Annotated in this window: 22 protein-coding genes; 15 read left to right on the forward strand and 7 right to left on the reverse strand. The window is 61.7% G+C overall.

Annotation, left to right across the window (positions count from 1 at the left end):
- Positions 1 to 12: 12 nt before the first annotated feature.
- Positions 13 to 885 carry a thioredoxin gene (gene trxA, locus NH234_RS26515; protein ID WP_367254834.1) on the forward strand — a complete coding sequence of 291 codons (873 nt, stop codon included), beginning with the start codon at positions 13 to 15 and terminating at the stop codon, positions 883 to 885.
- Positions 886 to 889: 4 nt separating this feature from the next.
- Here the strand turns inward: trxA and NH234_RS26520 are convergent, their stop codons facing one another.
- A complete protein-coding gene (locus NH234_RS26520) occupies positions 890 to 1246 on the reverse strand; it encodes a hypothetical protein (protein ID WP_367254836.1) in 357 nt (118 codons plus the stop codon).
- Positions 1247 to 1371: 125 nt separating this feature from the next.
- Between NH234_RS26520 and NH234_RS26525 the strand changes: the two genes are divergently transcribed.
- From NH234_RS26525 to NH234_RS26560, 8 genes are all read left to right on the forward strand, one after another.
- A complete protein-coding gene (locus NH234_RS26525) occupies positions 1372 to 1953 on the forward strand; it encodes a PAAR domain-containing protein (protein ID WP_256662989.1) in 582 nt (193 codons plus the stop codon).
- Positions 1950 to 2900: a CHAP domain-containing protein gene (locus tag NH234_RS26530; RefSeq protein WP_085732993.1), complete on the forward strand. Its 951-nt coding sequence runs from the start codon at positions 1950 to 1952 to the stop codon at positions 2898 to 2900. The genes NH234_RS26525 and NH234_RS26530 overlap by 4 nt, the downstream gene beginning before the upstream one ends.
- Entirely contained in the window at positions 2897 to 3460 is a 564-nt protein-coding gene (locus NH234_RS26535) for a hypothetical protein (RefSeq protein ID WP_367254838.1), read from the forward strand. Before NH234_RS26530 ends, NH234_RS26535 begins: the two co-directional genes overlap by 4 nt.
- Positions 3461 to 3617: 157 nt before the next feature.
- A complete protein-coding gene (locus tag NH234_RS26540) occupies positions 3618 to 4220 on the forward strand; it encodes a DUF2796 domain-containing protein (RefSeq protein WP_085732995.1) in 603 nt (200 codons plus the stop codon).
- A 15-nt stretch (positions 4221 to 4235) separates the two neighbouring features.
- Positions 4236 to 4946 (forward strand): ABC transporter ATP-binding protein, encoded by a 711-nt coding sequence (locus tag NH234_RS26545; RefSeq protein ID WP_085732996.1) that lies wholly within the window; start codon positions 4236 to 4238, stop codon positions 4944 to 4946.
- 1 nt (position 4947) lies between these two features.
- Positions 4948 to 6213 carry an ABC transporter permease gene (locus NH234_RS26550; RefSeq protein WP_064599744.1) on the forward strand — a complete coding sequence of 422 codons (1266 nt, stop codon included), beginning with the start codon at positions 4948 to 4950 and terminating at the stop codon, positions 6211 to 6213.
- 11 nt (positions 6214 to 6224) lie between these two features.
- Positions 6225 to 6743 carry a DUF3299 domain-containing protein gene (locus NH234_RS26555; RefSeq protein ID WP_085733027.1) on the forward strand — a complete coding sequence of 173 codons (519 nt, stop codon included), beginning with the start codon at positions 6225 to 6227 and terminating at the stop codon, positions 6741 to 6743.
- 158 nt (positions 6744 to 6901) lie between these two features.
- The gene (locus tag NH234_RS26560; RefSeq protein WP_085712330.1) at positions 6902 to 7600 is read left to right on the forward strand and encodes an OmpW family outer membrane protein; all 699 of its coding nucleotides are present in this window, start codon (positions 6902 to 6904) and stop codon (positions 7598 to 7600) included.
- Positions 7601 to 7789: 189 nt separating this feature from the next.
- On the opposite strand, the gene NH234_RS26565 is transcribed toward NH234_RS26560, so the two are convergent.
- On the reverse strand, positions 7790 to 8719 hold the full coding sequence (locus NH234_RS26565) for an NAD-dependent epimerase/dehydratase family protein (RefSeq protein ID WP_085732997.1): 930 nt from the start codon (positions 8717 to 8719) through the stop codon (positions 7790 to 7792).
- Complete coding sequence (locus NH234_RS26570; protein WP_085732998.1) at positions 8712 to 9596, reverse strand: sugar nucleotide-binding protein; 885 nt, start codon at positions 9594 to 9596, stop codon at positions 8712 to 8714. The genes NH234_RS26565 and NH234_RS26570 overlap by 8 nt, the downstream gene beginning before the upstream one ends.
- Positions 9597 to 9774: 178 nt before the next feature.
- On the opposite strand from NH234_RS26570, the gene NH234_RS26575 reads away from it, so the two are divergent.
- Entirely contained in the window at positions 9775 to 14070 is a 4296-nt protein-coding gene (locus NH234_RS26575) for a DEAD/DEAH box helicase (protein ID WP_367254841.1), read from the forward strand.
- Here NH234_RS26575 and NH234_RS26580 read toward each other — a convergent pair.
- Positions 14064 to 16169, reverse strand: a complete 2106-nt coding sequence (locus NH234_RS26580; protein WP_367254843.1) for a mechanosensitive ion channel family protein — start codon at positions 16167 to 16169, stop codon at positions 14064 to 14066. The genes NH234_RS26575 and NH234_RS26580 overlap by 7 nt on opposite strands.
- Before the next feature lie 189 nt (positions 16170 to 16358).
- Here NH234_RS26580 and NH234_RS26585 point away from each other — a divergent pair, with 189 nt between their 5' ends.
- The 5 genes from NH234_RS26585 to NH234_RS26605 all read left to right on the forward strand — a co-directional run bounded on the left by NH234_RS26585 (position 16359) and on the right by NH234_RS26605 (position 21663).
- Positions 16359 to 17570: an MFS transporter gene (locus NH234_RS26585; protein WP_367254845.1), complete on the forward strand. Its 1212-nt coding sequence runs from the start codon at positions 16359 to 16361 to the stop codon at positions 17568 to 17570.
- A gap of 103 nt (positions 17571 to 17673) precedes the next feature.
- A complete protein-coding gene (locus NH234_RS26590) occupies positions 17674 to 18600 on the forward strand; it encodes a DUF72 domain-containing protein (protein WP_367254848.1) in 927 nt (308 codons plus the stop codon).
- Positions 18597 to 19394 (forward strand): endonuclease/exonuclease/phosphatase family protein, encoded by a 798-nt coding sequence (locus tag NH234_RS26595; protein WP_367254849.1) that lies wholly within the window; start codon positions 18597 to 18599, stop codon positions 19392 to 19394. The genes NH234_RS26590 and NH234_RS26595 overlap by 4 nt, the downstream gene beginning before the upstream one ends.
- Positions 19391 to 20677, forward strand: coding sequence for a cardiolipin synthase ClsB (gene clsB, locus NH234_RS26600; RefSeq protein WP_367254851.1), 1287 nt, complete (start codon positions 19391 to 19393; stop codon positions 20675 to 20677). Before NH234_RS26595 ends, clsB begins: the two co-directional genes overlap by 4 nt.
- Entirely contained in the window at positions 20674 to 21663 is a 990-nt protein-coding gene (locus NH234_RS26605; protein WP_367254853.1) for a lysylphosphatidylglycerol synthase domain-containing protein, read from the forward strand. Before clsB ends, NH234_RS26605 begins: the two co-directional genes overlap by 4 nt.
- Here NH234_RS26605 and NH234_RS26610 read toward each other — a convergent pair whose 3' ends face one another.
- From NH234_RS26610 to NH234_RS26620, 3 genes are all read right to left on the reverse strand, one after another.
- Positions 21664 to 22422, reverse strand: a complete 759-nt coding sequence (locus NH234_RS26610) for an alpha/beta fold hydrolase (RefSeq protein WP_007955615.1) — start codon at positions 22420 to 22422, stop codon at positions 21664 to 21666.
- Positions 22412 to 23521, reverse strand: coding sequence for a DUF3182 family protein (locus NH234_RS26615; protein ID WP_367254855.1), 1110 nt, complete (start codon positions 23519 to 23521; stop codon positions 22412 to 22414). The genes NH234_RS26610 and NH234_RS26615 overlap by 11 nt, the downstream gene beginning before the upstream one ends.
- Positions 23522 to 23698: 177 nt before the next feature.
- A complete protein-coding gene (locus tag NH234_RS26620; RefSeq protein ID WP_085733007.1) occupies positions 23699 to 24694 on the reverse strand; it encodes a GlxA family transcriptional regulator in 996 nt (331 codons plus the stop codon).
- Positions 24695 to 24759: the final 65 nt, after the last annotated feature.

A 24759-nucleotide genomic window follows, 5' to 3' on the forward strand; every position in this document is an offset into this window, starting at 1 on the left:
ACGAGATACCCCATGAGTCAGCAAACGCCGTACATCTTCGACGCCACAACGGCCGACTTCGACCAGTCGGTGATCGAGGCTTCCTTTCAAAAACCGGTGCTGGTGGATTTCTGGGCCGAATGGTGTGCGCCGTGCAAGGCGCTGATGCCGATGCTGCAAGGCATCGCCGAGAGCTATCATGGCGAGTTGCTGCTGGCCAAGGTCAATTGCGATATCGAGCAGGACATCGTCGCCCGTTTCGGCATCCGCAGCCTGCCGACCGTGGTGCTGTTCAAGGACGGCCAACCGGTGGACGGCTTTGCCGGTGCGCAACCGGAATCCGCCGTGCGTGCCCTGCTTGAGCCTCACGTAAAAATGCCACCACCGGCAGCGGCTGATCCGTTCGAGCAAGCCCAGGCGCTGTTCGACGAAGGCCGTTTCGCCGATGCCGAAGCCGCGCTGGTGGTGATGCTCAACGAAGACAACACCAACGCCAAGGCGCTGATCCTGTACGCCCGCTGCCTGACCGAACGCGGCGAACTGGGCGAAGCGCAAGCCGTGCTCGACGCGGTCAAGAGCGACGAACACAAGGCCGCACTGGCCGGTGCCAAGGCGCAGATCAAGTTCCTCGGCCTGGCCCGCGACCTGCCGGATGCCGCCGACCTGAAAAGCCGTCTGGCGCAAAACCCGCAAGACGACGAAGCGGTGTATCAACTGGCGATCCAGCAACTGGCCCGCCAGCAATACGAAGCGGCACTCGACGCCCTGCTCAAGCTGTTCATCCGCAACCGCAGCTACAACGAAGGCCTGCCGCACAAGACCTTGCTGCAAGTGTTCGAACTGCTGGGCAACGATCACCCGTTGGTGACCGCTTACCGGCGCAAGGTGTTTGCCGCGCTGTATTAAGCGCTTACTCGATCCAGCTATAGAGCGGCGTATCCCCGCCGCTCACCACTTTCACGTCCGACGAATGCCGCAGGCGCACCAGCAGGCGCTTGCCCGCTGCCGCGCTGCCGGTCAGCCCTTCAAGCTGATCCAGCAGTTCCGGCCCGCTGAGTTGCCCGGCCTTGCGCAGCAAATCCCTGGCGACCTGCCACACCGCGTCATCCTGATTGACCGGTTTCGCCACAGGCGCTGCGGCGGCTTGCGGCTGGGCCGTTTGCACCTGCACGCCAAACTGCGAACCGAGCCTCGCCCAGTCGCTTTCATCCAGTTCCAGGGTCAAATCCACCGGCAACTCGCCGACGGTTCCGCGTATCCGCAACATAACTTCGCTCCCGCACATTTCTGACCTGCATGCTCCCATGGGACTTGTGTAACGCCAAGTGTCAGGAGCTGGCGAAGCTTGCCTTGTCGGCTACATTTCTTCTTTTTTTCATGGGAAGGAACCCCATGTCTTCAGGAAGAAAACTGGCGTCGAAGGGAGGCCCTACCTCTACAGGTGGCGTAATTCTCGAAGGAAACGAAAACCTGCGTATCGAGGGCAAAATCATCGCCTCGATCGGGCAACTTGCCAGTTGCCCGGCATGCAGCGCTGGCCAAGGACCGATTGTCGCCGTTGGCGAAAGAACTCTGATCCTGCCCGCCGGCCCGGCTGCACTGGAGGGTGACTATATCGCCTGCGGCTGCCCGCCCATGGCCAACAAACTGCTCACTCAGCAACACAGCGGCTTCGCCGGCATTGGCCGTCCAGCTCCCATCGATATGGGCCCTTCGATTACCGCCCCGACTTCACGTCGCTATCTGCAAGTCATCATCGAACGCCTGGACGACTCCCAGAAACCAGGACTTGCCTACAGACTCAAAGACAAGAAAAAAACAGCCGTCCTGCAAGACATCACCTGTAATGCAACAGGCGAAGGCTGCGAACACCCTGTGGAAAGCCATTCGGATTACGACACTCTGTTGGTCGGTGAAGAGTCCGAGTGGACGTTTTACGCTTATGAAGAACCCCTGAATCAGGACTTGCCATGAAGTCGGAAATCAAACTCGTCTTTAAAGACTTTCTGATGCAGCCACCAAAAGGCGTGAAGTTTCAGTTGCTGATCGACGGACTTGTCATTGATGACAACATCGTTCAAAACGATGACAAACCCCGCATCTACTCGCTCGTTTCGGACAAGACTCAAACCGCTATTACTCGCTCGGACGCCCAGAAACTACCTCCGATAAAGAGCCGTGACAGCTACGAAGTCACTGTTCAAATTGTTGGTAACTCCGGCGCAAAAAAGGCAATGCATACAGCCACGCTGAATTCAGGTAAATCGCTGTCGATAGTTGCAGTATCACCTTGGGTAAAAGTGCCCCTATCAACCAGCGGCAAAGTCTCTAACGACACATTCTACGAGGTCGAGTATGGCGTCAAACGGAGGGATGAAACCCGCACCGTAAAGGTGGTCATCCAAGACATGCCGCGCCGCATACTGATGGAGGCACTATCACACCGAGGTTCGACTGAATGGGCCGGCAACAAAGTCAAACATTCTTTACCGCATCCAACGCTTAAGAAAAGCGTGGAGTTCAGGGCGGAATCAAACAAGTGCAATGTGTTCGTCTATGACGTATTGACTGCCATCGGTGTCAACGTGGCAATGATCGAACATGGCTCTTCGAAATACATCCCGGGCTATTCCAAAGTGAGCCCGCCAACCGCTGGGGAATGGGCAGATGAGAACCGGCTGCTCAATAGTTGGAGCGCAGAAAAATCACCCCTGCCCGGAGACGTTGGTGCGTATGCTGTCAATTACTCTGATGCCAGCGGTCACGTCGGATTTGTTCTGACTCAGGGTGTCTGCATTTCAGCAAGCTGGGACAAAATCGAAGTCAACGACGTAGGCTTTCGAATCGCATCGGGTAATGCTGCTCGCAGTGACCACGACTTCACCATCTTCCGACGTTACAAGTACAGCAAACCACAATGAAACGACTCTGGATAATCCTGGCTGCTTCACTCCTGCTCGTTGTGGCATGGCGCTTTTGGTCGCCTGCCGACCTCTCAGCCTGCACCTCCGAAGGCGCAGCGCCAGGGCCGTTGACCGCCATCGTTCACAATTACTTTGAAAGTAATAGGCGTATCGGATGGCGGGATATGGATGACCGCTTCGACATACTTTCTACTCCCGAAGGCCAAAAAGTTGCCGGCCAACCAATGCCGTACGCTTGTGAAGCGTTACAGATACTGCAGAGTCCCGCGTTCAGTGAAAGTGAAAAAATTTTCACTACGGCGTTGATGTTTCAGTTGCCGATCAGTCAGTACATGGGCTTCATGGATCGCAGCCAGCAACTCTACTCAGAGCACAGAATAGATCCGGAGGTCATGAAGGTGGTGGTACTTCCGCGCGGCACGGCGATCAACTACTGGTGGCTTCCAGCCTGGCGCCAGCGCTTCACTCGCGATGCTCCGAATCTGCTCGACGAAAGTCTGATCCGCCATGTGCTGACGGGAGGCTACTGGTTCGACCATCCCGGCGCCGGATTCTGATTCAAAAATCGTGACATTCAATCCACGTACCACTCCGGGAACATCCCGGACGGTGCTCAGTCATGCCTTGCGCAAAGCGTTTCGGGCGGGCAAACTCTGCGCACTTTCGTTATAAGATTACATAACAAACTCTTCACTTTACTTCCCGGAGTTCGCCATGCGTCGTCTGCTGCTCGCTTTGCCGTTTGCCCTGTTGCCGCTGGCCATCGCCCAGGCTGCCGATGAGCACGATCATGATCACGAACATGGCAGCCTCGGTGCCCACGAGCATGGCGTCGGTCGCCTGAACGCTGCGCTCGACGGCCAGACCCTGGAGCTGGAGCTGGAAAGCCCGGCGATGAACCTCGTCGGTTTTGAACACGTCGCCACCAGCGATGCCGACAAGGCCAAGGTCGCCGCCGCCCGTGCACAACTTGAAAAACCATTGGCGTTGTTCAGCCTGCCAGCCGCTGCCGGTTGCAAAGTCGCCAGCCAGAAACTGGAAAGCCCGCTGTTCGGTGACAAGCCGGATGCCGACGATCACGATGAGGATGACCACGACGAAGACGCCAAGGGCGGCGAAGCGCATCACCACGATCACAGCGAAATCCACGCTCACTACCAGTTCACCTGCGCAGCACCGGGCGCCTTGACTACCCTGGATCTGGCGAACATTTTCAATAGCTTCCCGGCCACCCAGAAAATTCAGGTACAACTGATCGGCCCGAACGGCCAGCAAGGCACGGAAGTGACGGCCAAATCCGCCGCCCTGAAATTCTGATCACGAACCGGCACCATGACCCAAGCACTCATCGAACTGTCCGACCTGGGCTTCAACTGGCCCGGTCACCCGCCGCTGCTGGACATCCCGGCGTTTCGTCTGGAACCGGGTGAAACCCTGTTCCTAAAGGGCCCCAGCGGCAGCGGCAAGACCACCCTGCTCGGCCTCCTCGGCGGGGTGCAAAAGCCCGGGCGCGGCAGCATTCGCCTGCTCGGCCAGGAACTGACCGAACTGAGTGCCGGCGCTCGCGACCGTTTTCGCGTCGATCACACCGGCTACATTTTCCAGCAGTTCAACCTGCTGCCGTTTCTCTCGGTGCGTGAGAACGTCGAGCTGCCCTGCCACTTTTCGAAGCTGCGGGCAGACCGTGCGAAGCAACGTCATGGCAGCGTCGATCAAGCCGCCGCCACCCTGCTCGCCCACCTGGGTCTGAAGGACGAAGGCATTCTCGGACGCCGCGCCGACTCGCTGTCGATCGGTCAGCAGCAACGGGTCGCTGCTGCACGTGCACTGATCGGTCAGCCGGAACTGGTGATCGCCGACGAGCCGACCTCGGCGCTGGATTACGACGCCCGGGAAAACTTCATCCGTCTGTTGTTCGCCGAGTGCCGTGAGGCCGGTTCGAGCCTGTTGTTCGTCAGCCACGACCAGAGCCTGGCGCCGCTGTTCGACCGTCACCTTTCCCTGGCCGAACTCAATCGCGCCGCCACGTCTGCCGAGGTCTGAGATGTATCTGTTCCGTCTGGCCATGGCCAGCCTCGCCAACCGCCGCTTCACCGCCCTGCTCACCGCATTCGCCATCGCCCTCTCCGTATGCCTGCTGCTGGCGGTGGAGCGGGTGCGCACCGAAGCCAAGGCCAGTTTCGCCAGCACCATCAGCGGCACCGACCTGATCGTCGGCGCCCGTTCCGGGTCGGTGAACCTGCTGCTGTATTCGGTGTTCCGTATCGGCAATGCCACCAACAACATTCGTTGGGACAGCTTTGAACACTTCGCCAGCAATCCGAAAGTGAAGTGGGCGATCCCGATGTCCCTCGGCGACTCCCATCGCGGCTACCGGGTGATGGGCACTACCGAAGCCTATTTCGAGCATTACCAGTACGGCCGCCAGCAGCATCTGGAACTGGCCGACGGCCGCGCCTTCGCTACCGATCCGTTCGAAGTGGTACTCGGCGCCGAAGTGGCCGAGGCGTTGCATTACAAGCTCGGCGACAAACTCGTGCTCGCCCATGGCGTGGCGGCGATCAGCCTGGTCAAACACGACGACAAACCGTTCACCGTGGTCGGCATTCTCAAGCGCACAGGCACCCCGGTGGACCGCACGCTGCACATCAGTCTCGGCGGCATGGAGGCGATCCACATCGACTGGCACAACGGTGTGCCGGCCCGTGGCAACGGGCGGATCAGCGCCGATCAGGCGCGCAACATGGACCTGACGCCGCAAGCAATCACCGCATTCATGCTCGGCCTCAACAGCAAGATTTCCACCTTCGCGCTGCAGCGAGAAATCAACGAATTCCGTGGCGAGCCGATGCTGGCGATCCTGCCCGGCGTGGCCTTGCAAGAGTTGTGGAGCCTGATGAGCACCGCTGAAAAAGCATTGTTCGTGGTCTCGCTGTTCGTGGTGCTGACCGGGTTGATCGGCATGCTCACGGCGATTCTCACCAGCCTCAACGAGCGTCGCCGCGAAATGGCGATTCTGCGCTCGGTGGGCGCGCGACCGTGGCACATCGCAAGCCTGCTGGTGCTGGAAGCCTTTGCCCTGGCACTGACCGGGGTGATCGCCGGGCTGGCGTTGCTGTACATCGGCATCGCTGCGGCACAGGGTTATGTGCAGGCCAATTACGGCTTGTATCTGCCGCTGGCATGGCCAAGCGAGTATGAATGGACGCTGCTCGGTGGCATTCTGGCTGCCGCGCTGCTGATGGGCAGCGTGCCGGCCTGGCGCGCGTATCGCCAATCATTGGCCGATGGCCTGTCGATCCGTTTATGAGGATGTTCACCATGCCCCGCGCTGTCCTTGCGCTGCTGATGCTGGTCGCCCTGCCCGTGTGGGCAGCGGCACCGAAAGACCTGACCTGGTCGGAGATGATTCCGCCGGACGCGGCGCCCGAAGTGCCGAACATGACACCGCTGCATGACCTGTCGAAGATGAGCGACGCGCTGTCCGCCGAATCGGCGCCGGCAGCCAAGCAGGACCTGCCCAACGCGCCGGTGGTGCAAAGCCTCGACGGCCAGAACATCCGCCTGCCAGGCTATATCGTGCCGCTGGAAGTCAGCGAGGAAGGCCGCACCACAGACTTCCTGCTGGTGCCGTATTTCGGTGCCTGCATTCACGTGCCGCCACCGCCGTCGAACCAGATCGTGCATGTGAAAAGTGAAGTCGGCGTGAAGCTCGACGAGCTGTATCAGCCGTACTGGGTCGAGGGGCCGTTGCAGGTCAAGCCGTCTACCAGCGAACTGGCCGATGCCGGCTATCAGATGGATGCGGACAAGATTTACGTCTATGAGCTGCCGGAGTAAATCCGGCAATCAGTTATAGCCCGCCAAATCGGCTACGCGAGCAAAGGTTCCACAAAAAAACTGCCCATCACTGTTTCATTGAGCTGAGTCAAAAGACCGTATCAGACGGATTCGTACCATAGGACATCAAACATTTTTAACGTCCTTTGGGAGCTTCCATGAACAAGTCCTTGCTCAGCGCCTCGCTGTTTGCCCTCGCGCTCGCAGCCCCGCTCGCCCACGCCCACGAAGCCGGCGACATCATCGTTCGCGCCGGTGCGATCACCGTCAACCCGAAGGCCGACAGCTCCAGCGTCAAGGTTGATCAGGGTCCGCTGAGCGGCACCAACCTGGGCGGCAAGGCGACCATGAGCAGCGACACCCAACTGGGTCTGAACTTCGCCTACATGCTGACCAACAACATCGGTATCGAGCTGTTGGCCGCGTCGCCGTTCGAGCATGACGTGAAGATCAAGGGCACTGCCCTGCCGGCCGCCAACGGCAAGCTCGGCACCCTGAAACACCTGCCGCCGACCCTGAGCGTCGTCTACTACCCGCTGGACGCGAAGTCGGCGTTCCAGCCCTACATCGGCGGCGGCATCAACTACACCTGGATCTACGACGAGCACGTCGGCAGCGAAGCCCAGTCCAACGGCTTCAGCAACTTCAAGGCGAAAAACTCCTGGGGCCTGGCCTGGCAGGTCGGCGCCGACTACATGCTGACCGACAACATCATGCTCAACGCCCAGGTGCGCTACATCGACATCGACACCCGCGCCACCGTCGAGAACAACGCTGTTGCACCAGGCACTCGCGCAAAAGTGAATGTCGACGTCGATCCATTTGTGTACATGGTCGGTCTGGGCTACAAGTTCTAAGCGAGCAATCAAAGAACGTTCACGTGGTGGTGAATGAGGCTTGGTGGCGGGCAGACTCAGAACTGACGGCGATGTTACGCAATCGACCGGGGAGCAAGCTCCCTCGCTACAGGAAATGTGTTTGAAATCCGATTTCCGGCCGTGAAAAAGGCGCCTGTCAAAGGCGCCTTTTTCATGTCTGCGAGAAGCTCAGCGGCCGAGCAGACGTGCCAGGCCAACGCTCATCGGCGTTGGCGTCGGGCACTTGAAGCGCTCGAGCAAGCGACCGTTGTTCGCCCGCGAATGGCGGATGTCACCGGAACGCGCCGGGCCATAATTGACGGGCGGCAGCTCACCGACCACCGCTTCCAGCGCGGCCAGCATCTGCTTGAGGTTGGTCGCCTGATTCCAGCCGACGTTCACCGCACCGACATCCACTTGCGGTTTTTCCAGAGCCTGCACCAGCACATCGACCAGATCTTCGACGTACATGAAATCCCGGGTCTGCTCGCCATCGCCGAATACAGTGATCGGCAAACCTTTCTGCGCGCGTTCGCTGAAGATGCTGATCACGCCGGAGTATGGCGAGGACGGATCCTGGCGCGGGCCGAAAATGTTGAAGAAGCGGAAGATCGCCGGTTCCAGACCATGCTGGCGACGATAGAAATCGAAGTAGTGTTCGCCCGCCAGTTTGTCCGAGGCGTACGGTGTCAGCGGCGCTTTCGGCGTGTCTTCGCTGATCGACTCGCCCTCGCCATTGTTGCCGTAGACCGCTGCGCTGGAAGCGAACAGCACACGCTTCACGCCGGCCTCGCGCATGGCTTCGCAGACGTTGAGCGTGCCGATGAAGTTGCTCTGGTGAGTCTTCACCGGATCATCCACCGACGCCTGCACCGAGGCCACGGCGGCCAAGTGCGCGACGGCGCTGCAGCCTTGCATCGCACGGGCGACCAAAGCGACATCGGCCACATCGCCGACGATCAGTTCGACCTTGGGATTATCCAGCGGCAGATTGCTGCGCTTGCCGGTCGACAGATCATCGAGGATCCGCACCGAATGGCCCTTGGCAAGCAGCGCGTCAGTCAGGTGCGAGCCGATGAAACCGGCGCCGCCGGTGATTAGAACAGGGCCTTCAGCCATGACGATAAAACCTATCCAGTAAGCCCGGGAGCGCGGCACGCCAGGCGCGCGGCTTGATCCCGAAAGTGTGCAGAATTTTCTTGCAGGCGAGCACCGCGTGTTGCGGTTCTTCGGCGGCATCCGGCCGCGCGGCGTGGGCCTGGGCGGTCGGTTCTTCGATGGCCAGCGGATGCAGGCTGCGGGCCTCGGTGAGGATGGCCTGCCCCAGCGCCAGCGGTGTGGTCGCCTCGTGGCCGGCATAGTGATAAGTGCCCCACAGCGGCGCGGCGCAATCGAGTTGTTTGAGTACCGAAATGATCACCCGCGCCGCGTCGTCGACCGGGGTCGGATTGCCACGACGGTCATCGGCCAGCAGCAATTCTTCCGGTTGTTCGGCACGAGCCAGGAAGCGTCCAAGGGTGCCTTCCGGGCTGTCGTCGAGCAACCAGCCGAAGCGCAGCAATACGTGCTGCGGGCAGGTGGCGCGCACGCTCTGCTCGATCCGCCACAAAGCCTGGCCACGCAGGCCCAACGGCACCGGCTCGTCCTTTTCGCTGTAGGCGGTGGCGCGGGAGCCGTCGAATACCCGGTAGCTGGACGGCTGCACCAGCACAATGTTGTGGTGCTGGCACAGTTCGGCCAGACGCTCGATGGCGCGTTCCTGGCCCGACAGACGGCTTTCGCTGACAGTCTCCGCCTGAAACCAGTCGAAATAGTAGGCAAGGTTGATCAGTGCATCGGGACGGGTGTCGTCGAGCAGTTGAGTCAGGCTCGCGGCATCCCAGCCGTCTTCGGGCGGGCGGGGGGCGAGGAAACCGATGTCTTCCTCCGCACCGAGGCGAATCAGCGCCTGCCCAAGGGCATTTCCGCCGCCCAGTAACATAAGGCGCATTCGCATAGAGTCAGCAGGCCCAGTCTGATTGGAACGATGGCTTTAGCGACGATGCTCGTGGCTCCGTCGTCGATAATTGCCGGAATCGTTGCATTTTGCGGGTTTAGTGCGCAACCGTCACCCGTAAAGTGTAGATCCCCAGCGGTACTTGCAACTTCGCCTGCTCACCCGCATAACTGCAGACATGAATCTGCCCCTCCCCAAGGACGCGGCCCTGGCAGGCTTTCACCCCGCCGTCAGCGCCTGGTTCAGCCGCACATTCGCGACGGTCACCGCCGCCCAGGCCCGCGCATGGCCGTTGATCCGCCAGCGCCGCTCGACGCTGATCGCCGCGCCCACCGGCTCCGGCAAGACCCTCACCGCATTCCTCGCGGTGCTCGACGATCTGGTCCACCGTGGCCTGGAAACCCCGGACGGTCTGCCGGACGAAACGCTGGTGGTCTACGTTTCGCCGCTCAAGGCGCTGTCCAACGACATCCGCATCAACCTGCAGGACCCACTGGCGGGGATTACCGACCAGTTACGCCAAATGGATCTGCCAGCGCTGGAAATCACCACCGCCGTGCGCACCGGCGACACGCCGCAGAAAGACCGCGCCGCCATGCGCAAAAGTGCGCCGCACATTCTGGTGACCACCCCGGAATCACTCTACGTGCTGCTTGGCTCCGAGTCCGGCCGCAAGATGCTCGGCACCACGCGCACGGTGATCGTCGATGAAATCCACGCCATCGCCGCCGGGAAACGCGGCAGTCATCTGGCCTTGAGCCTCGAACGCCTGCAGGCGTTGTGCGCCGAGCCGCTGACCCGCATCGGTCTGTCGGCCACGCAGAAACCGATCGATGCCGTCGCACGCTTTCTAGTGGGACATGAGCGCCCCTGCGAAATCATCGACATCGGCCACGCCCGCCCACGGGATCTGGGCATCGAAGTACCGCCGGTGCCGTTGTCGGCGGTCATGGCCAATGATGTCTGGGAACTGGTTTACGACCGCCTCGCCGTACTGGCCCGGGAACATCGCACCACGCTGATTTTCGTCAACACCCGGCGCCTGGCCGAGCGCCTGAGCCGACACCTCAGCGAGCGCCTCGGCAAACACGCTGTCGCGGCGCACCACGGCAGCCTCGCCAAGGAGTTTCGCCTTGATGCGGAACAGCGACTCAAGCGCGGCGAACTGCAAGTGCTGATTGCCACCGCATCGCTGGAACTGGGGATCGACATCGGTGAAGTCGACCTCGTGTGCCAGATCGCCTCGCCGCGTTCGATTGCCGGTTTTCTGCAAAGGGTCGGCCGTTCCGGACACCAGGTTGGCGGCACGCCCAAAGGGCGACTGTTCGCCACCACCCGCGACGACCTGATCGAATGCGCCGCGCTGCTCGACTGCGTGCGCCGCGGCGAACTGGATACGCTGCACATCCCAGAATCGCCGCTGGACGTGCTGGCGCAGCAGATCATCGCCGAGGTCAGTTGCCAGGAATGGGCCGAAGACGATTTGCTCGCGCGGTTCCGCCGGGCCGAGCCCTACGCCCGCCTCGACGAAAAACATTATCAGGCGCTGCTGACCATGCTCGCCGAGGGCTACAACGGTCGTCAGGGCATCCGCAGCGCCTACCTGCATCGCGACGCGGTGAGCCGAACCCTGCGTGGGCGGCGCGGCGCACGGCTGACCGCCGTCACCAGCGGCGGCACCATCCCGGACAACGCCGACTACAGCGTGCTGCTGGAACCACAGGGTCTGAACATTGGCAGCGTCAACGAAGACTTCGCCGTGGAAAGCATCGCCGGCGATGTGTTCCAGCTCGGCAATACCTCCTACCGAATCCTGCGGGTGGAAACCGGCAAAGTGCGAGTCGAGGATGCCCAGGGTCAGCCACCGACCATTCCGTTCTGGCTCGGCGAAGCGCCCGGTCGCAGCGCCGAATTGTCGATGGCGGTAGCCCGCCTGCAGGCACAACTCGATCAACTGCTGAGCACCAGCCCCGGCAACCTGCAACCGGCCCTCCACTGGCTGACCGCGACCCTGGGGCTGGATCTGGCCAGCGCCGAACAGCTTGTGGATTATCTGGCCCGTGCCCGCCTCACCCTCGGCGCGTTGCCGTCCCAGGACACGTTGCTGATGGAGCGCTTTTTCGACGAGTCCGGCGGCACCCAACTGATCATCCATTCGCCGTTCGGCAGCCGCATCAACCGCGCCTGGGGCCTGGCCCTGCGCAAGCGCTTCTGCCGCACCTTCAACTTCGAATTGCAGGCCGCCGCCAGTGAAGATGCGATCGTGCTGTCGCTGTCCACCAGCCACAGTTTCGAACTCGACGAGGTCTGGCGTTATCTGCACAGCAACAGCGCCGAGCACATCCTCATTCAAGCCGTGCTGGATGCGCCGCTGTTCGGTGTGCGCTGGCGCTGGAATGCCGGGGTGGCGCTGGCCCTGCCGCGCTACACGGGCGGGCGCAAAGTCGCACCGCAATTGCAGCGGATGAAAAGCGAAGACTTGATCGCCAGCGTGTTTCCCGATCAGATCGCTTGCCTGGAAAACCTCGCCGGCGAGCGAGAAATTCCCGAACATCCGCTGGTGGAGCAAACCCTCGACGATTGCCTGCACGAGGCGATGGACAGCGAAGGCTGGCTGCAACTGCTGCGGCGCATGGAGCGCGGCGAAGTGCGTTTGATCGCCCGCGACCTGCCGGCGCCCTCGCCGCTGGCGGCGGAAATCCTCAGCGCCCGGCCCTACACCTTTCTCGACGATGCGCCGCTGGAAGAACGTCGCACCCAGGCCGTGCTCAACCGCCGCTGGAGCGATCCGCAATCCACCGATGACCTCGGCGCGCTGGACGCTGATGCGATCGAAGCCGTGCGCGAAGAGGCCTGGCCGACGCCGAACAGCGCCGATGAAATGCACGAAGCGCTGATGAGTCTGGCGTGCATCAGCGACCACGAAGTCGAGGCCAATCCGCACTGGCGCGATTGGCTGAATGCGTTGGCCGACACGGGGCGAGCCTGCCGATTGCAGATCGATGCCGTGCACTCGCTTTGGCTGGCACGGGAACGCCTGACCTGTCTGCAAGCGCTTTATCCACAGGCGCATTCGGCACTGCCAGCGTTGCCCGGTTTCGATGAGGTCTGGACCGCCGACGATGCCTTGGTGGAAGTCATCCGCGCACGACTGAGCGCCTTCGGCCCACTGCCACTGGAAGCCATCGCGCAACCGCTGTCATTGCCGCCCGCACGCGTCCATCAAGCCCTCGCCCAACTCGAATGCGAAGGCTATGTGCTGCGCGGTCGGTTCTCGCCCGGGCTGACGATTGAAGAATGGTGCGAGCGGCATCTGCTCGCGCGTATTCACCGCTATACCGTCAAGCGCCTGCGCCGGGAAATCGAACCCGTGGCGTTGCAGGATTTCATGCGTTTCCTTTTCGACTGGCAGCATCTGTCCCCGTCCACCCGTGGTCAGGGCAGCGCCGTGTTGCCGGCGATTGTCGGCCAGTTCGAAGGCTACCCGGCTGCCGCCTCGGCGTGGGACAGCGACATTCTTCCGGCCAGGCTCAAGGACTATTCACCGAGCTGGCTGGATGATCTGTGCCGCAGCGGCAAACTGGTGTGGACGAGGCTCAGCGCCCGGCAAAAAACCAGCGGCACGGCGTTGCGCAGCACGCCGGTTGTGTTGCTGCCGCGCAGTCAGGTCGGGTTGTGGAGTTCACTGGCCGAGCAGACGCCAATCAGTGAGCTGTCGCCCAAAACCCGCAAGGTTTTCGACGCCCTCAGCCAACACGGCGCGCTGTTCTTCGATGAGCTGATTCATGAAGCGCACCTGCTGCGCACGGAACTGGAAATCGCCTTGCAGGAACTGGTCGGCGCCGGTCTGGTGAATGCCGACAGCTTTGCCGGCCTGCGAGCGCTAATTACCCCGGCGAGCAAGCGCCAACAGCGCAGCAGTCGGCGCGGGCGCGGGGCGTTTGTCGGTGGCATGGACGACGCCGGGCGTTGGGCGTTGTTGCGTCGCGGGCCGGTCGTGGAAAACAGCCAAACGGCGTCGCCCGAGACACTCGAACACATCGCCATGACCTTGCTGCGTCGCTACGGCGTGGTCTTCTGGCGTCTGCTGGAGCGTGAGGCGGACTGGCTGCCGAGCTGGCGCGAACTCCTGCGTACCTTTCACCGGTTGGAGGCCCGGGGCGAGATTCGTGGCGGGCGGTTTGTCAGTGGCCTGGCGGGAGAACAATTCGCCCTGCCCGAGGCGATTCCGCTGTTGCGCGAAGTGCGCCGTCGGCCTCATGACGGCCGCCTGATCGCAGTGTGCGGCGTCGATCCGCTGAACCTCGCCGGCACCTTGTTGCCGGGGACGAAAGTACCGGCGCTGGCGAGCAATCGACTGGTGTATCGCGACGGATTGCCGGTCGCTGCGGAGATCGCCGGCAAGCAGCAATTCTGGGTGGATCTGGATCCCACCGCCATGAGCGATATCAGCAACAAACTGACTCGTCACTGAGTCCGCACCTGCTCCGACAGCACCACCGAGGAATGCGCCGGCGCCACCTCCTCTTCCTGACGTTTGGGCAACAAAACCTGCTGTGGATAAGTTTGCGCGAAATGCACCCACGGGCTGTTATCCACAAGTTTTTTCAAACGCTGGTTGAACGCGCGGCTCACCGCGTATTGTCCGCCCGAAACCGTGCGGAATTGCGCGGTCAGCACCACGCCGTTCAGGTCCATTTTGTCCACGCCGAACACATCCAGCGGCCCTTGCAGGTTGTACTTGAGGAACGGGTCTTCGCGGATCGAGTCCCCGGTCTCACGGATCAACTCGATGGCTTTCTCGACATCGGTGTCATAGGTGAACTGCACCGAGAAAAACGCGAACGCAAACTGCCGCGATTGATTGGTCACCGCCTTGATCTGACCGAACGGCACCGAATGCACAAAGCCCTTGCCGTCGCGCAGTCGCAGGGTGCGAATGGTCAGGCCTTCAACCGTGCCGGCATGCCCGGAATCGAGCACCACCCAGTCACCGATCGACAGGGTGTCTTCGATGATGATGAACAGCCCGGTGATCACGTCCTGCACCAGTTGCTGCGAGCCGAAACCGATGGCCAGACCGACCACCCCGGCACCGGCCAGCAGTGGCGCGACGTTGATCCCGAGATTGGCCATGGTGGTGATCGCGCAGATCACCACCAGGATGATTTTGATCGCATTGCGCAGCAGCGGCAGGATGGTTTTCACCCGGGTGCTGGGCTGGCGCGCCGAGCGTTTGCTGACCGGCGGTTTCAGCGCTTCCTGAATCGCCGTGTCGAGCACCACCCACAGCAGCCACGTCACGAGGAAGATCAGGCCGATGCTGCTCAAGGCATTGCTGATCGCCCGGCCGACCGTGCTGCTTTGCGCAAAATCAATCAGCGACACGCCCCAGATTCGCCCGAGGATATCGATGAACGCAACGGCAATGACGATCCGCAGCAACGCATGCAACAGGCTGAGAAAACGCTCCTTGTAGGCGCTGCTGCGCTGGATCGCCTCGGCCCGGCGTGATTTGAACAGGTGCTGCAGCACAGTGCTGAGAAACACCGTGCCAATCAGTAGCACCGTGGTGAGCAGCGCACAGCGCAGGGCTTTTTGATTGTCCTCGCCGATGCCGATCAGATTGACCGCCGAGACCAGCACCATCAACACGATCGGCCAGTACCAGAGCCCGGAAAAGATCCGCAGCGACTCCTGCAGTGAAGGTTGTTTCAGACGCTGGGCCAGTGACCGGTTGCGGATCAGGTGCGCCACTGGCCGGCGCAGGCGAATCACCAGCAAGCCGAAGATGATCGACGCCAGCAGACCGGTGAACACCGCGATGCTGCTGGTGATATTGCCGCCCAGTTGCCGGGCGATCTGCGGACTGGTCAGCGCGTCACTCAACGCGGCGAGAAAGCCGATCAGAAACAGCGGTTTCGGGCAGTAGTCGCGAATGATCTGCACGGCGCGGCGCTTGTGGCCGGTGTTGAACATCACCACCACACACAACAGCATCGAGGTGGAAAAAATACCGCTGCTGGTAGCGTAGGCAAAACACAGCGCCAGCGCCCGGCCGACCGAGGCTGGCAGGAAGTGACTGACGTACAGGGTCAACGGCAGGCAGATCAACGCAGGCAATGTGTAGGGCAGCAAATAACCGATCAGGTCCTGACTGCGCTGGCGGGTACGCAGCCAGCGGCCCTCGCGCATCCGCCTGGCCAGCACGCTGCCAAGCACGGTCAACACGGCGAAGGTGCCGAGCCACACGCCGGACAGCATCATGAAATCCCCGGCGACGCTCCAGCCCGAGCGATCCGACGGCTGATTGACCAGCCTGTCGACTTCATCAGCCGCCCGGTCGGCGCGCAGGCGCCAGGCGTCGACCAGGTGCTCGTTGAGGTCGAGCTTGTCCTGCACGTCGTCGATGCTGGAACTGATGGCACCGAGCAGTCCACCCTGCACCAGTGGTTCGGGTTCGGCGGATTTTGCAGTGGCTGCCGGGACACCCGGCAGGCTGGCGGCCTGCACTGCATTGCCGCCGAACAACAGCAATGCCCCCAATAGAATCGCGATCCTGAACCTGGTCAAAACGCAAAGCTCCCTTGGTTGAACCTGTAAGGAACTGAGCGTTTTTTGCTCGGCAAAGTTCAAGAACGCCTTGACGGCGGCTTTTGATCTTTGCTCTCAGGTCAAATATCAAATGCCCCTCCCTGTATTTTTCCACCCCCACCAAACCCCGACACTGCGCTCCATTCAATCCCCCACCGGAGTGCCGTCATGCCCATTGCCTTGCTCGCGCTGACCCTCAGCGCATTCGCCATCGGGACGACCGAGTTCGTCATCGTTGGCCTGCTTCCCACCATCGGTGCCGATCTCGGCGTCAGTCTGCCGTCCGCCGGTCTGCTGGTCAGTCTCTACGCCCTGGGCGTAGCCATCGGTGCGCCGGTGCTGACCGCCCTCACCGGCAAGGTCCCGCGCAAACTGTTGCTGCTGTCGCTGATGGTGCTGTTCACCCTCGGCAATCTGCTGGCCTGGCTGGCGCCGAGTTACGAATCGCTGGTGCTGGCGCGGATCGTCACCGGTCTGGCCCACGGTGTGTTCTTCTCCATCGGCTCGACCATTGCCACCAGCCTGGTACCCAAGGAAAAAGCCGCCAGTGCAATCGCGATCATGTTCACCGGCCTGACCGTGGCGCTGGTCACCGGCGTGCCGCTGGGCACCTTCATCGGTCAGCATTTCGGCTGGCGTGAAACCTTCCTCGCGGTATCGGCACTCGGCGTGATCGCGTTCATTGGCAGCTTGCTGTATGTGCCGAACGACATCGCCCACAGCAAACCCGCATCGCTGTTGCAGCAATTGCAGGTGCTCAAGCAACCGCGCCTGTTGCTGGTGTACGCCATGACCGCCATCGGTTACGGCGGCTCGTTCATCGCCTTCACGTTCCTGGCGCCGATCCTTCAGGACATCTCCGGTTTCAGCGCCAGTACCGTCAGCCTGGTGTTGCTGGTGTATGGCGTGTCAGTGGCGGTCGGCAACATCTGGGGTGGCAAACTGGCGGACAAACGCGGGCCGATCAGCGCGCTGAAAATCATCTTCGCCCTGCTCGCCGCCGTGCTGTTCGCGCTCACCTTCACCGCCGGCAATCCTTGGCTGGCGCTGGCCACCGTGCTGGTCTGGGGCGCAGTCGCCTTCGGCAACGTGCCGGGCTTGCAGGTGTATGTGGTGCGTCAGGCTGAACATCACACACCGCAAGCGGTGGATGTGGCATCGGGCCTGAACATCGCCGCGTTCAACCTCGGTATTGCCGGCGGCGCGTGGGGTGGCGGCCTGATCGTCGAACACATCGGCCTGATCCATACGGCGTGGATCGGCGGCCTGGTGGTGCTGGTGGCATTGGCTCTGACGGCGTTGAGCGGACGCCTCGATCGCCTGGGCCCGGTGTACACCGAACCTGCCGAAGGCTCGGCCCGGATCGTCACCGGGCACTGATCCGGCACGGCCCGACCGTCCGTAATCCCGTCGAAACTTTCCCGAACCGCCCACAGTCATCCACAGACAGAGGCCGTATGGGGACTTTCGACGGGAGGGCGGCATGGCAACGATTCATATCGGTATTTCAGGCTGGCGTTACGCCCCGTGGCGCGGGGACTTTTACCCGAAGGGGCTGGCGCACAAACGCGAATTGCAGTTCGCCTCACGGGCGGTCAACAGCATCGAAATAAACGGATCGTTCTACGCCCTGCAACGGCCCGAACGCTACGCCCAGTGGTACGCCGAAACACCGGATGACTTCGTGTTCAGCATCAAGGCGCCGCGCTTCATCACCCACATTCGCCGCCTGCGCGATATCGAAAAACCCCTGGCCAATTTCTTCGCCTCCGGGGTGCTGGAACTGAAGGAAAAGTTCGGCCCGATCCTCTGGCAATTCCCGCCCAACTTCACGTTCGACCCCGAACGTTTCGAAGCCTTTCTCGACCAGTTGCCCCACGACACCCAGGCGGCCGCCGAGCTCGCCCGCCAGCACGATTCGCACCTGCACGGCCACGCGAGCATGAAGGCTTACAGCAAAAAACCGCTGCGCCATGCCGTGGAAATCCGCAACGACAGTTTCATCGACCCGGACTTCGTGCGTTTGCTCAAACGCTACAACACCGCGCTGGTGATCGCCGACACCGCCGGGAAATGGCCGTACCGCGAAGACCTCACCAGCGATTTCGTCTACCTGCGCCTGCACGGTGCCGAGGAGCTTTACGCCAGCGGTTACACCGACGCCGCGCTGCAACGCTGGGCCGAGCGGATCGACGCCTGGCACCATGGCCGGCAACCGGACGACGCCCATTTGATCGCGCCGCGTCTGAAACCTCGGCCCCGTAAATCCCGCGAGGTTTTCTGCTACTTCGACAACGACATCAAGGTCCGCGCGCCTTTCGATGCCCGCAGCCTGTTGCAGCGTTTCGATCTGGATAAAAACCTCGAAACCGTACCCGGCGAACCGGCTGCCGAAGGGGTACTCGCATGAGCATTCCCGAGCCGGTCGGTTTCACCGACGAGCAGGCGGCGGTCACCACCACGGTGCGCCGCTTTACCGTGCTGACGGTCAACACCCATAAGGGTTTCACCGCACTGAACCGGCGTTTCATCCTGCCGGAATTGCGCGAAGCTGTGCGCAGCGTTTCTGCCGATGTGGTGTTTCTTCAGGAAGTCCACGGCACCCACGAGCATCACCCCAAACGCTACGCAAACTGGCCGACGATGCCGCAGTACGAGTTTCTCGCCGACAGTCTCTGGCCGCAGTTCGCCTACGGACGCAACGCGGTGTATCCGGACGGCGATCACGGCAATGCCGTGCTGTCGAAATTCCAGATCGTGCGGCATGACAATCTCGACGTTTCGATCAGCGGCCATGAAAACCGGGGATTGCTGCACTGTGTGCTGCGCCTGGCGGGAGACGACCGTGAAGTGCACGCGATCTGTGTCCATCTGGGCCTGCGCGAAAGCCATCGCAACGATCAGTTGCGCCTGCTGCGAGAGCGCCTGGCCGAGCTGCCTGATGACGCGCAGGTCATCGTCGCCGGCGATTTCAACGACTGGCGCCAGCGCGCCGATGCCTTGCTTGAACCCTGTGGCCTGCGCGAAGTGTTTGCGACGCATCAAGGCAAACCGGCGCGCAGTTTCCCCGCCCGCATGCCGTTGCTGCGCCTTGACCGGATCTACGTGCGCAACCTCAAGGCCAGTCAGCCAAAAGTGCTGGCGAACCGTCCCTGGTCACACCTTTCCGACCATGCACCACTATCGGTGGAGATTGAACTATGAGCAGTGCACCGTTGGAGAAATCCGCCGTGGAGCCGGTCAGCATCACCCCGCCCGTACGCGAGCCGGGCACCGTCGATGTCGAGTATCGCTGGCAGGGAAACAACCGCGTCGAGCTGCTGGAAAACGGCGAGGAATTTTTCCCCCGGGTGTTCGAAGCGATGCGCGCGGCGAAAAGCGAAATCCTGCTGGAGACCTTCATCGTCTTCGAAGACAAGGTCGGCAAGCAATTGCAGGAAATTCTTATCGATGCCGCCCGGCGTGGCGTGCGCACCACCGTCAGCCTCGACGGCTTCGGTTGTGGGGAACTGAGCGCCGGTTATCTGACCGCGTTGAGCGATGCCGGCGTGCATCTGCAGATCTTCGATCCGGCACCCAAACATCTGGGGGTTCGCACCAACTGGTTCCGGCGGTTGCATCGCAAGATCGTGGTGGTCGACGGGTTGGTCGCGTTCATTGGCGGGATCAATTTCTCCGGCGATCACCTGGCCGATTTCGGCCCCGAAGCGAAGCAGGATTATTCGGTAGAAGTTCAGGGCCCGGCGGTGACCGACATCCATCATTTCGCCCTGCTGCAAAGCGGCCGACCGGGACGCGCAAGGTTTTGGTGGCAACGGCGTCGGCAGCGTCGAGCGGAAATGGCGTTCGATGATCACGACGGCCAGGTGCGTCTGGTGTTCCGCGACAATGACCAGCACAACACCGATATCGAAGACGTCTATTTGCAGGTGCTGCGCCGCGCCCAACGGCGGGTGGTGATCGCCAACGCCTACTTCTTTCCCGGCTATCGCCTGCTGCGCGAGATCCGCAACGCAGCCCGGCGCGGGGTCGAGGTGCGGCTGATTCTGCAGGGACAGCCGGACATGCTGGTGGCCAAACTCGCCGCGCGCATGACCTACGACTACCTGCTCAAGGCCGGTGTGCAGATTCATGAATATTGCGAGCGGCCGCTGCACGGCAAAGTGGCGCTGGTGGATGAAGAATGGAGCACCGTCGGCTCAAGCAATCTCGACCCGTTGAGCCTGTCGCTGAACCTGGAAGCCAACGTGCTGATTCGCGACCGAGCCTTCAATCGTCTGCTGTTCGAACGCCTCGAAGACCTCAGCCACAACCACTGCAAGGCGATGGACGCCACGAAATCACCACGCGGGCGAATCTGGCACATGACCGTGGGTTTTCTGGTGTTTCACTTCCTGCGGCATTTCCCGGCAATGGCCGGCTGGCTGCCGGCACACAAGCCACGACTCAAACCCTTTTTCCAGGCCGCCGGGAGTGATCCTTCATGAGCCATTCCCAAGCCCACGCGGCGGTGCATCCGGCACCGGCGGGCAAGTCTCGCTGGAGTCGCTGGAAACGTCCGCTGACCCTGCTGTTTTTTCTTGCGCTGATCGTCCTGCTGACGATGTTCGCCAGCCGCATCGAATGGGCCGAGGTGCTGCAAACCCTCGCCGACTTCAAGGTGCGAACGCTGATCATCGCCTCCAGCCTGACCTTGCTGAGCTTTCTGGTGTACGCCAGTTTCGACCTGATCGGCCGCACTTACATCCGTCAGGATCTGACGTGGAAACAGATCCTGCCGGTGGGCGTCATCAGCTATGCGTTCAACCTCAACTTGAGCGCATGGGTCGGCGGGATTGCCATGCGTTACCGGCTGTATTCGCGACTCGGGGTGAGTAAAAGCAACATCGCCAAGATCCTCGGCCTGAGCCTGGCGACCAACTGGTTCGGCTACATGACCATCGCCGGCGCGGTGTTCAGCAGTGGGCTGGTCAGCATGCCACCGGGCTGGAAAGTCAGCAGCGATGCGTTGCAGGGCATTGGTGTGTTGCTGCTGGTGATCAGCTTCGGTTATCTGGTCGCCTGCCGTTTTTCCAGGCGTCGCGAGTGGTCGATTCGCGGGGTGGAAATCAACCTGCCGTCGCTGCGCATGGCCGTTCTGCAACTGCTGCTCGGCGCGCTCAACTGGTCGTTGATGGCGGCGGTGATTTTCACTTTGCTGCCGGGCAAGCTCGACTATCCGCTGGTGCTCGGCGTGCTGCTGATCAGTGCGATTGCCGGGGTCATTACTCACATTCCCGCCGGGCTCGGGGTGCTGGAAGCAGTGTTCGTCGCCCTGCTGCAGCACGAGGCTTCGCGCGGCAGTCTGGTGGCTGGGTTGCTGGCCTATCGAGCAATTTATTTTCTGCTGCCGCTGCTGATCACCGTGGTGATGTATCTGGTGGTGGAAGCCAAGGCCAAGGCGCTGCGGATCAAGAAAAAGCCCAAGTCCTGATCAGCGCGATTGAATGATGCTCAACCGTTCGCCCACCACCATCTCGGTGATCCAGTCGACCAGGATCGAGGTGTAGGCCTGCTGCGAAGTCGGATCGCTCAGGGCATGGTCAGCACCATCGATGATCCGGTGGGTGAGCGAGTGAGTCTGCTGGCACGCAGCGCGATAACTCATGATTGTCGCGTGAGGCACATAATCGTCGGTTTCCGATTGCACCAGCAGCACATCGCCGGTGAATTGCGAGCAGGCATGCAGCGCCCGGTTGCTGTCAGCACGTACCAGAGTGCCGCGATAATCGCGCAGGTCAGCCTTGTCCAGATCGCGCTTGGGTGTGTGCCATTGCTCATCGCGATACAGCGCCGGGACGCGCAGCGCCAGCCAGCGCACCGGGCGCAATGAGGTGAGGATCGAGGCGAGATAACCGCCGTAACTGGTGCCGACCACCGCGATGGCCGAGGTGTCCAGCGCCGGGTGCGCGAGCAGTCGGTCGTAGGCCGCCAGCAAGTCGCGCAGGTTGTCTTCACGGGTGACCCGGCTCAGCGGAATGCCAGTGCCGCCGGTGTGCCCGCGCAAGTCGAATGTCAGGCACACGCAGCCCAGGCCGGCGATGCCTTTGGCCCGTTCCAGGTCCCGCTCCTGACTGCCGCCCCAGCCGTGCACGAACAACACGCCGGGGACTTTCGATTTGGGACTGAGGAACGTCCCGCTCATCTGTTCGTCATCAATGTCGATTTGAATGCTTTCGCTTCTAGCCGTCATAGGATTTGACCGTTACGTATTTGAGGAGAAAATCGCTGTTCTCGGCCGGGCCGCGATAGACCTCGATGGCATCCGCCGGCAGGGCCTGGTCGATGTAGGTTTCCACCGACGAGACGCGGATCGCGCGCATCGACGGATCGTTGACGAAACTCTGCAACGCCGCCACTTCGGCACTGCTCGCACCGCCCATACGCCAGGATTGTTCGAGCACGCCACTGCGTGGCTGGCCTTCGCTGTCCAGTCCCTGGGCGATGTCGTAGTTACGCCGCGAAGCGTAGAACCGTGGATAAGCTTCATCCGCCGCGCTATCGAAAACCTGCGCCTGTTCGATGGCCAGCCGCACATCGTCCGCCAGGTCCAGTTTCAGCAGTTCCTCGTAACCGCCCTGCACCACCAGCAGGTTAGAACCGCCGTACACTTCCTCGCCATGGGCGTCTTCGGTCAAGTATTGATCACCGCAGTAACTGAGCACCCGGTCGCCGATGAATGACTGACCGACGCTGTGTGTAACTACATGGCTCAAGTCCTGCTCCAGCACCACGCCTTCGTTGAACTGTTTGGCAATATCGGAACGCGCAAGGATTTCGTCGAATGCGTCGAGGCTTTTGATCACTTCTTGACCGCGTCCGGCACAGGCGTGAATCGGCTTGAGGCGAATCGGGCCGCTGTACAAGAGATGTTCAGCAGCGGGTCGCGCATCCTCGTGGGCAAATACACTGAACCCGTCGAGCACGACATTGCGAATGCGTTCGGAAAACAGCGGCGACCAGCCTTGCGGCGCGTGGGCCTGATGGCTGCGCAAGCCATGGCTGATGGCTTTGGTGCAGATGAAATCGTGCTCGACGAAACCGCCCCAAAGATCGTCCGGGCCTTTGATACCCAGTTCATGGGCCTTGGCGGCGCCGACAATGGTTTGGGTCGGCAGCAGATACAGGTCGCGACCGTGGTGCTTTTGCGCGTCGTAGCTGCCGCCGCATTTCAGTCCGAGAATCTGCGCCAGCCATCGGGCCAGCGCCTTGTTGGTCTGCACTTCGTGTTGCGGCGCGTCGGGCCGTACGGAATGGGCGACCACTATTTTGTTGCGGGATGTCGGGGTCATGCGTCCCCCTTACAGCGGCTCGGTGAATGTAGGTCAGAGGGTGCAGAGATCAGGCCAAACGATAACGATGCCAAAACCTTTGCGGATCAGTCGATTAGCCTTTTCGTAATGGCGTTGCGCCCGTTTCAATCTGCACGATGGCCGCCGCGGCCACGGCATTTTGCCCGACAGCGAGGGTTATCTCGCCAGCGCGGTCGGTGGGGTCACGCCGAACCGATTGCGATAGTCACTCGGCGCCAGCCCGGTGATTTTCTTGAAGATGGCGCGAAAGGCTCCCGGATCCTGATACCCCACCGTCCACGCAATGTGATCGATGGTGCCGTTGCTGAACTCGAGCATTTCCCGGGCCTTGCCGACCCGCAGGTGCTGGCAGTATTCGGTGGGTTTCAGGCCCGTCGCGGCACGGAACCGGCGCAGGAACGTGCGCTCCTCCAGCCCCGAGCGTTCGGCCATGGAGGCCAGCGAAACGTCGGTCGCACCGGTGCTTTGCAGCCAGTGCTGGACCTTGAGAATCGACGCGTCGCCATGGTTGAGGATCGGCGCGAAATTGCTGCCGCAGGCACTGGCGCTGTCGCTGTGCTCCATCACCAGGAAACGCGCAGTGGCGCTGGCGATGCTCGGCCCGAGCAGGCGATCGACCAGCCGCAGCCCCAGTTCCGACCAGGCCATGAGCCCGGCGGTGGTGATCAGGTCGCCGTCATCGACAATCGGTGTGTCGGCGTTGAGCCTGATCTGCGGATAACGCTCGGCAAAGGCCTTGGCCGAGGTCCAGTGAGTGGTGGCGCTGCGACCGTTGAGCAGACCGCTTTCGGCCAGCAGCCACGAGCCCACGCAGACGCCGCCCAGCGTCGCGCCACGGCCATGCTGGTCGCGCAGCCATTGCAGCAATCCTGGCGATGCCTGCTCTGCACTGAACCCGGCGATCGACGGCGGAATCAGCACCGCCAGCAAACCCGTTTCTGCAGCGGGATGACTGTCGTAAATCCTGACCGGTGCCTGCTCGTTCTCGACCTGCCAGTGACTCACCCGCAGTCTCGGTAATTGCGCGGCCTGATGCTCGACGGCGATCCGGTCGGCCACGCCGAACAAGTCGGTCAAGCCATGCACCGCCGCCAGTTGCGCGCCGGGATAAATCAGCACGCCCAGCTCGGCAACGGCCCTTTCAACACCCATTGTCAGTTTTCCCCTGTCTATTGTCGGTGCGGCCAATCCTCGAAGACATAGCGGGCGCGGATACT

The sequence above is a fragment of the Pseudomonas sp. stari2 genome (assembly GCF_040760005.1).
In the GTDB taxonomy this organism is placed as follows: Bacteria; Pseudomonadota; Gammaproteobacteria; order Pseudomonadales; family Pseudomonadaceae; genus Aquipseudomonas.

Coding starts and splice junctions, on each gene's coding strand:
- NH234_RS26605 (WP_367254853.1), top strand. CDS start 20,674: ATGAGCCATTCCCAAGCCCACGCGGCGGTGCATCCGGCACCGGCGGGC.
- NH234_RS26590 (WP_367254848.1), top strand. CDS start 17,674: ATGGCAACGATTCATATCGGTATTTCAGGCTGGCGTTACGCCCCGTGG.
- NH234_RS26595 (WP_367254849.1), top strand. CDS start 18,597: ATGAGCATTCCCGAGCCGGTCGGTTTCACCGACGAGCAGGCGGCGGTC.
- clsB (WP_367254851.1), top strand. CDS start 19,391: ATGAGCAGTGCACCGTTGGAGAAATCCGCCGTGGAGCCGGTCAGCATC.
- NH234_RS26525 (WP_256662989.1), top strand. CDS start 1,372: ATGTCTTCAGGAAGAAAACTGGCGTCGAAGGGAGGCCCTACCTCTACA.
- NH234_RS26550 (WP_064599744.1), top strand. CDS start 4,948: ATGTATCTGTTCCGTCTGGCCATGGCCAGCCTCGCCAACCGCCGCTTC.
- NH234_RS26610 (WP_007955615.1), bottom strand. CDS start 22,422: ATGACGGCTAGAAGCGAAAGCATTCAAATCGACATTGATGACGAACAG.
- NH234_RS26520 (WP_367254836.1), bottom strand. CDS start 1,246: ATGTTGCGGATACGCGGAACCGTCGGCGAGTTGCCGGTGGATTTGACC.
- NH234_RS26540 (WP_085732995.1), top strand. CDS start 3,618: ATGCGTCGTCTGCTGCTCGCTTTGCCGTTTGCCCTGTTGCCGCTGGCC.
- NH234_RS26530 (WP_085732993.1), top strand. CDS start 1,950: ATGAAGTCGGAAATCAAACTCGTCTTTAAAGACTTTCTGATGCAGCCA.
- NH234_RS26570 (WP_085732998.1), bottom strand. CDS start 9,596: ATGCGAATGCGCCTTATGTTACTGGGCGGCGGAAATGCCCTTGGGCAG.
- NH234_RS26620 (WP_085733007.1), bottom strand. CDS start 24,694: ATGGGTGTTGAAAGGGCCGTTGCCGAGCTGGGCGTGCTGATTTATCCC.
- NH234_RS26615 (WP_367254855.1), bottom strand. CDS start 23,521: ATGACCCCGACATCCCGCAACAAAATAGTGGTCGCCCATTCCGTACGG.
- NH234_RS26565 (WP_085732997.1), bottom strand. CDS start 8,719: ATGGCTGAAGGCCCTGTTCTAATCACCGGCGGCGCCGGTTTCATCGGC.
- NH234_RS26535 (WP_367254838.1), top strand. CDS start 2,897: ATGAAACGACTCTGGATAATCCTGGCTGCTTCACTCCTGCTCGTTGTG.
- NH234_RS26545 (WP_085732996.1), top strand. CDS start 4,236: ATGACCCAAGCACTCATCGAACTGTCCGACCTGGGCTTCAACTGGCCC.
- NH234_RS26555 (WP_085733027.1), top strand. CDS start 6,225: ATGCCCCGCGCTGTCCTTGCGCTGCTGATGCTGGTCGCCCTGCCCGTG.
- trxA (WP_367254834.1), top strand. CDS start 13: ATGAGTCAGCAAACGCCGTACATCTTCGACGCCACAACGGCCGACTTC.
- NH234_RS26575 (WP_367254841.1), top strand. CDS start 9,775: ATGAATCTGCCCCTCCCCAAGGACGCGGCCCTGGCAGGCTTTCACCCC.
- NH234_RS26585 (WP_367254845.1), top strand. CDS start 16,359: ATGCCCATTGCCTTGCTCGCGCTGACCCTCAGCGCATTCGCCATCGGG.
- NH234_RS26560 (WP_085712330.1), top strand. CDS start 6,902: ATGAACAAGTCCTTGCTCAGCGCCTCGCTGTTTGCCCTCGCGCTCGCA.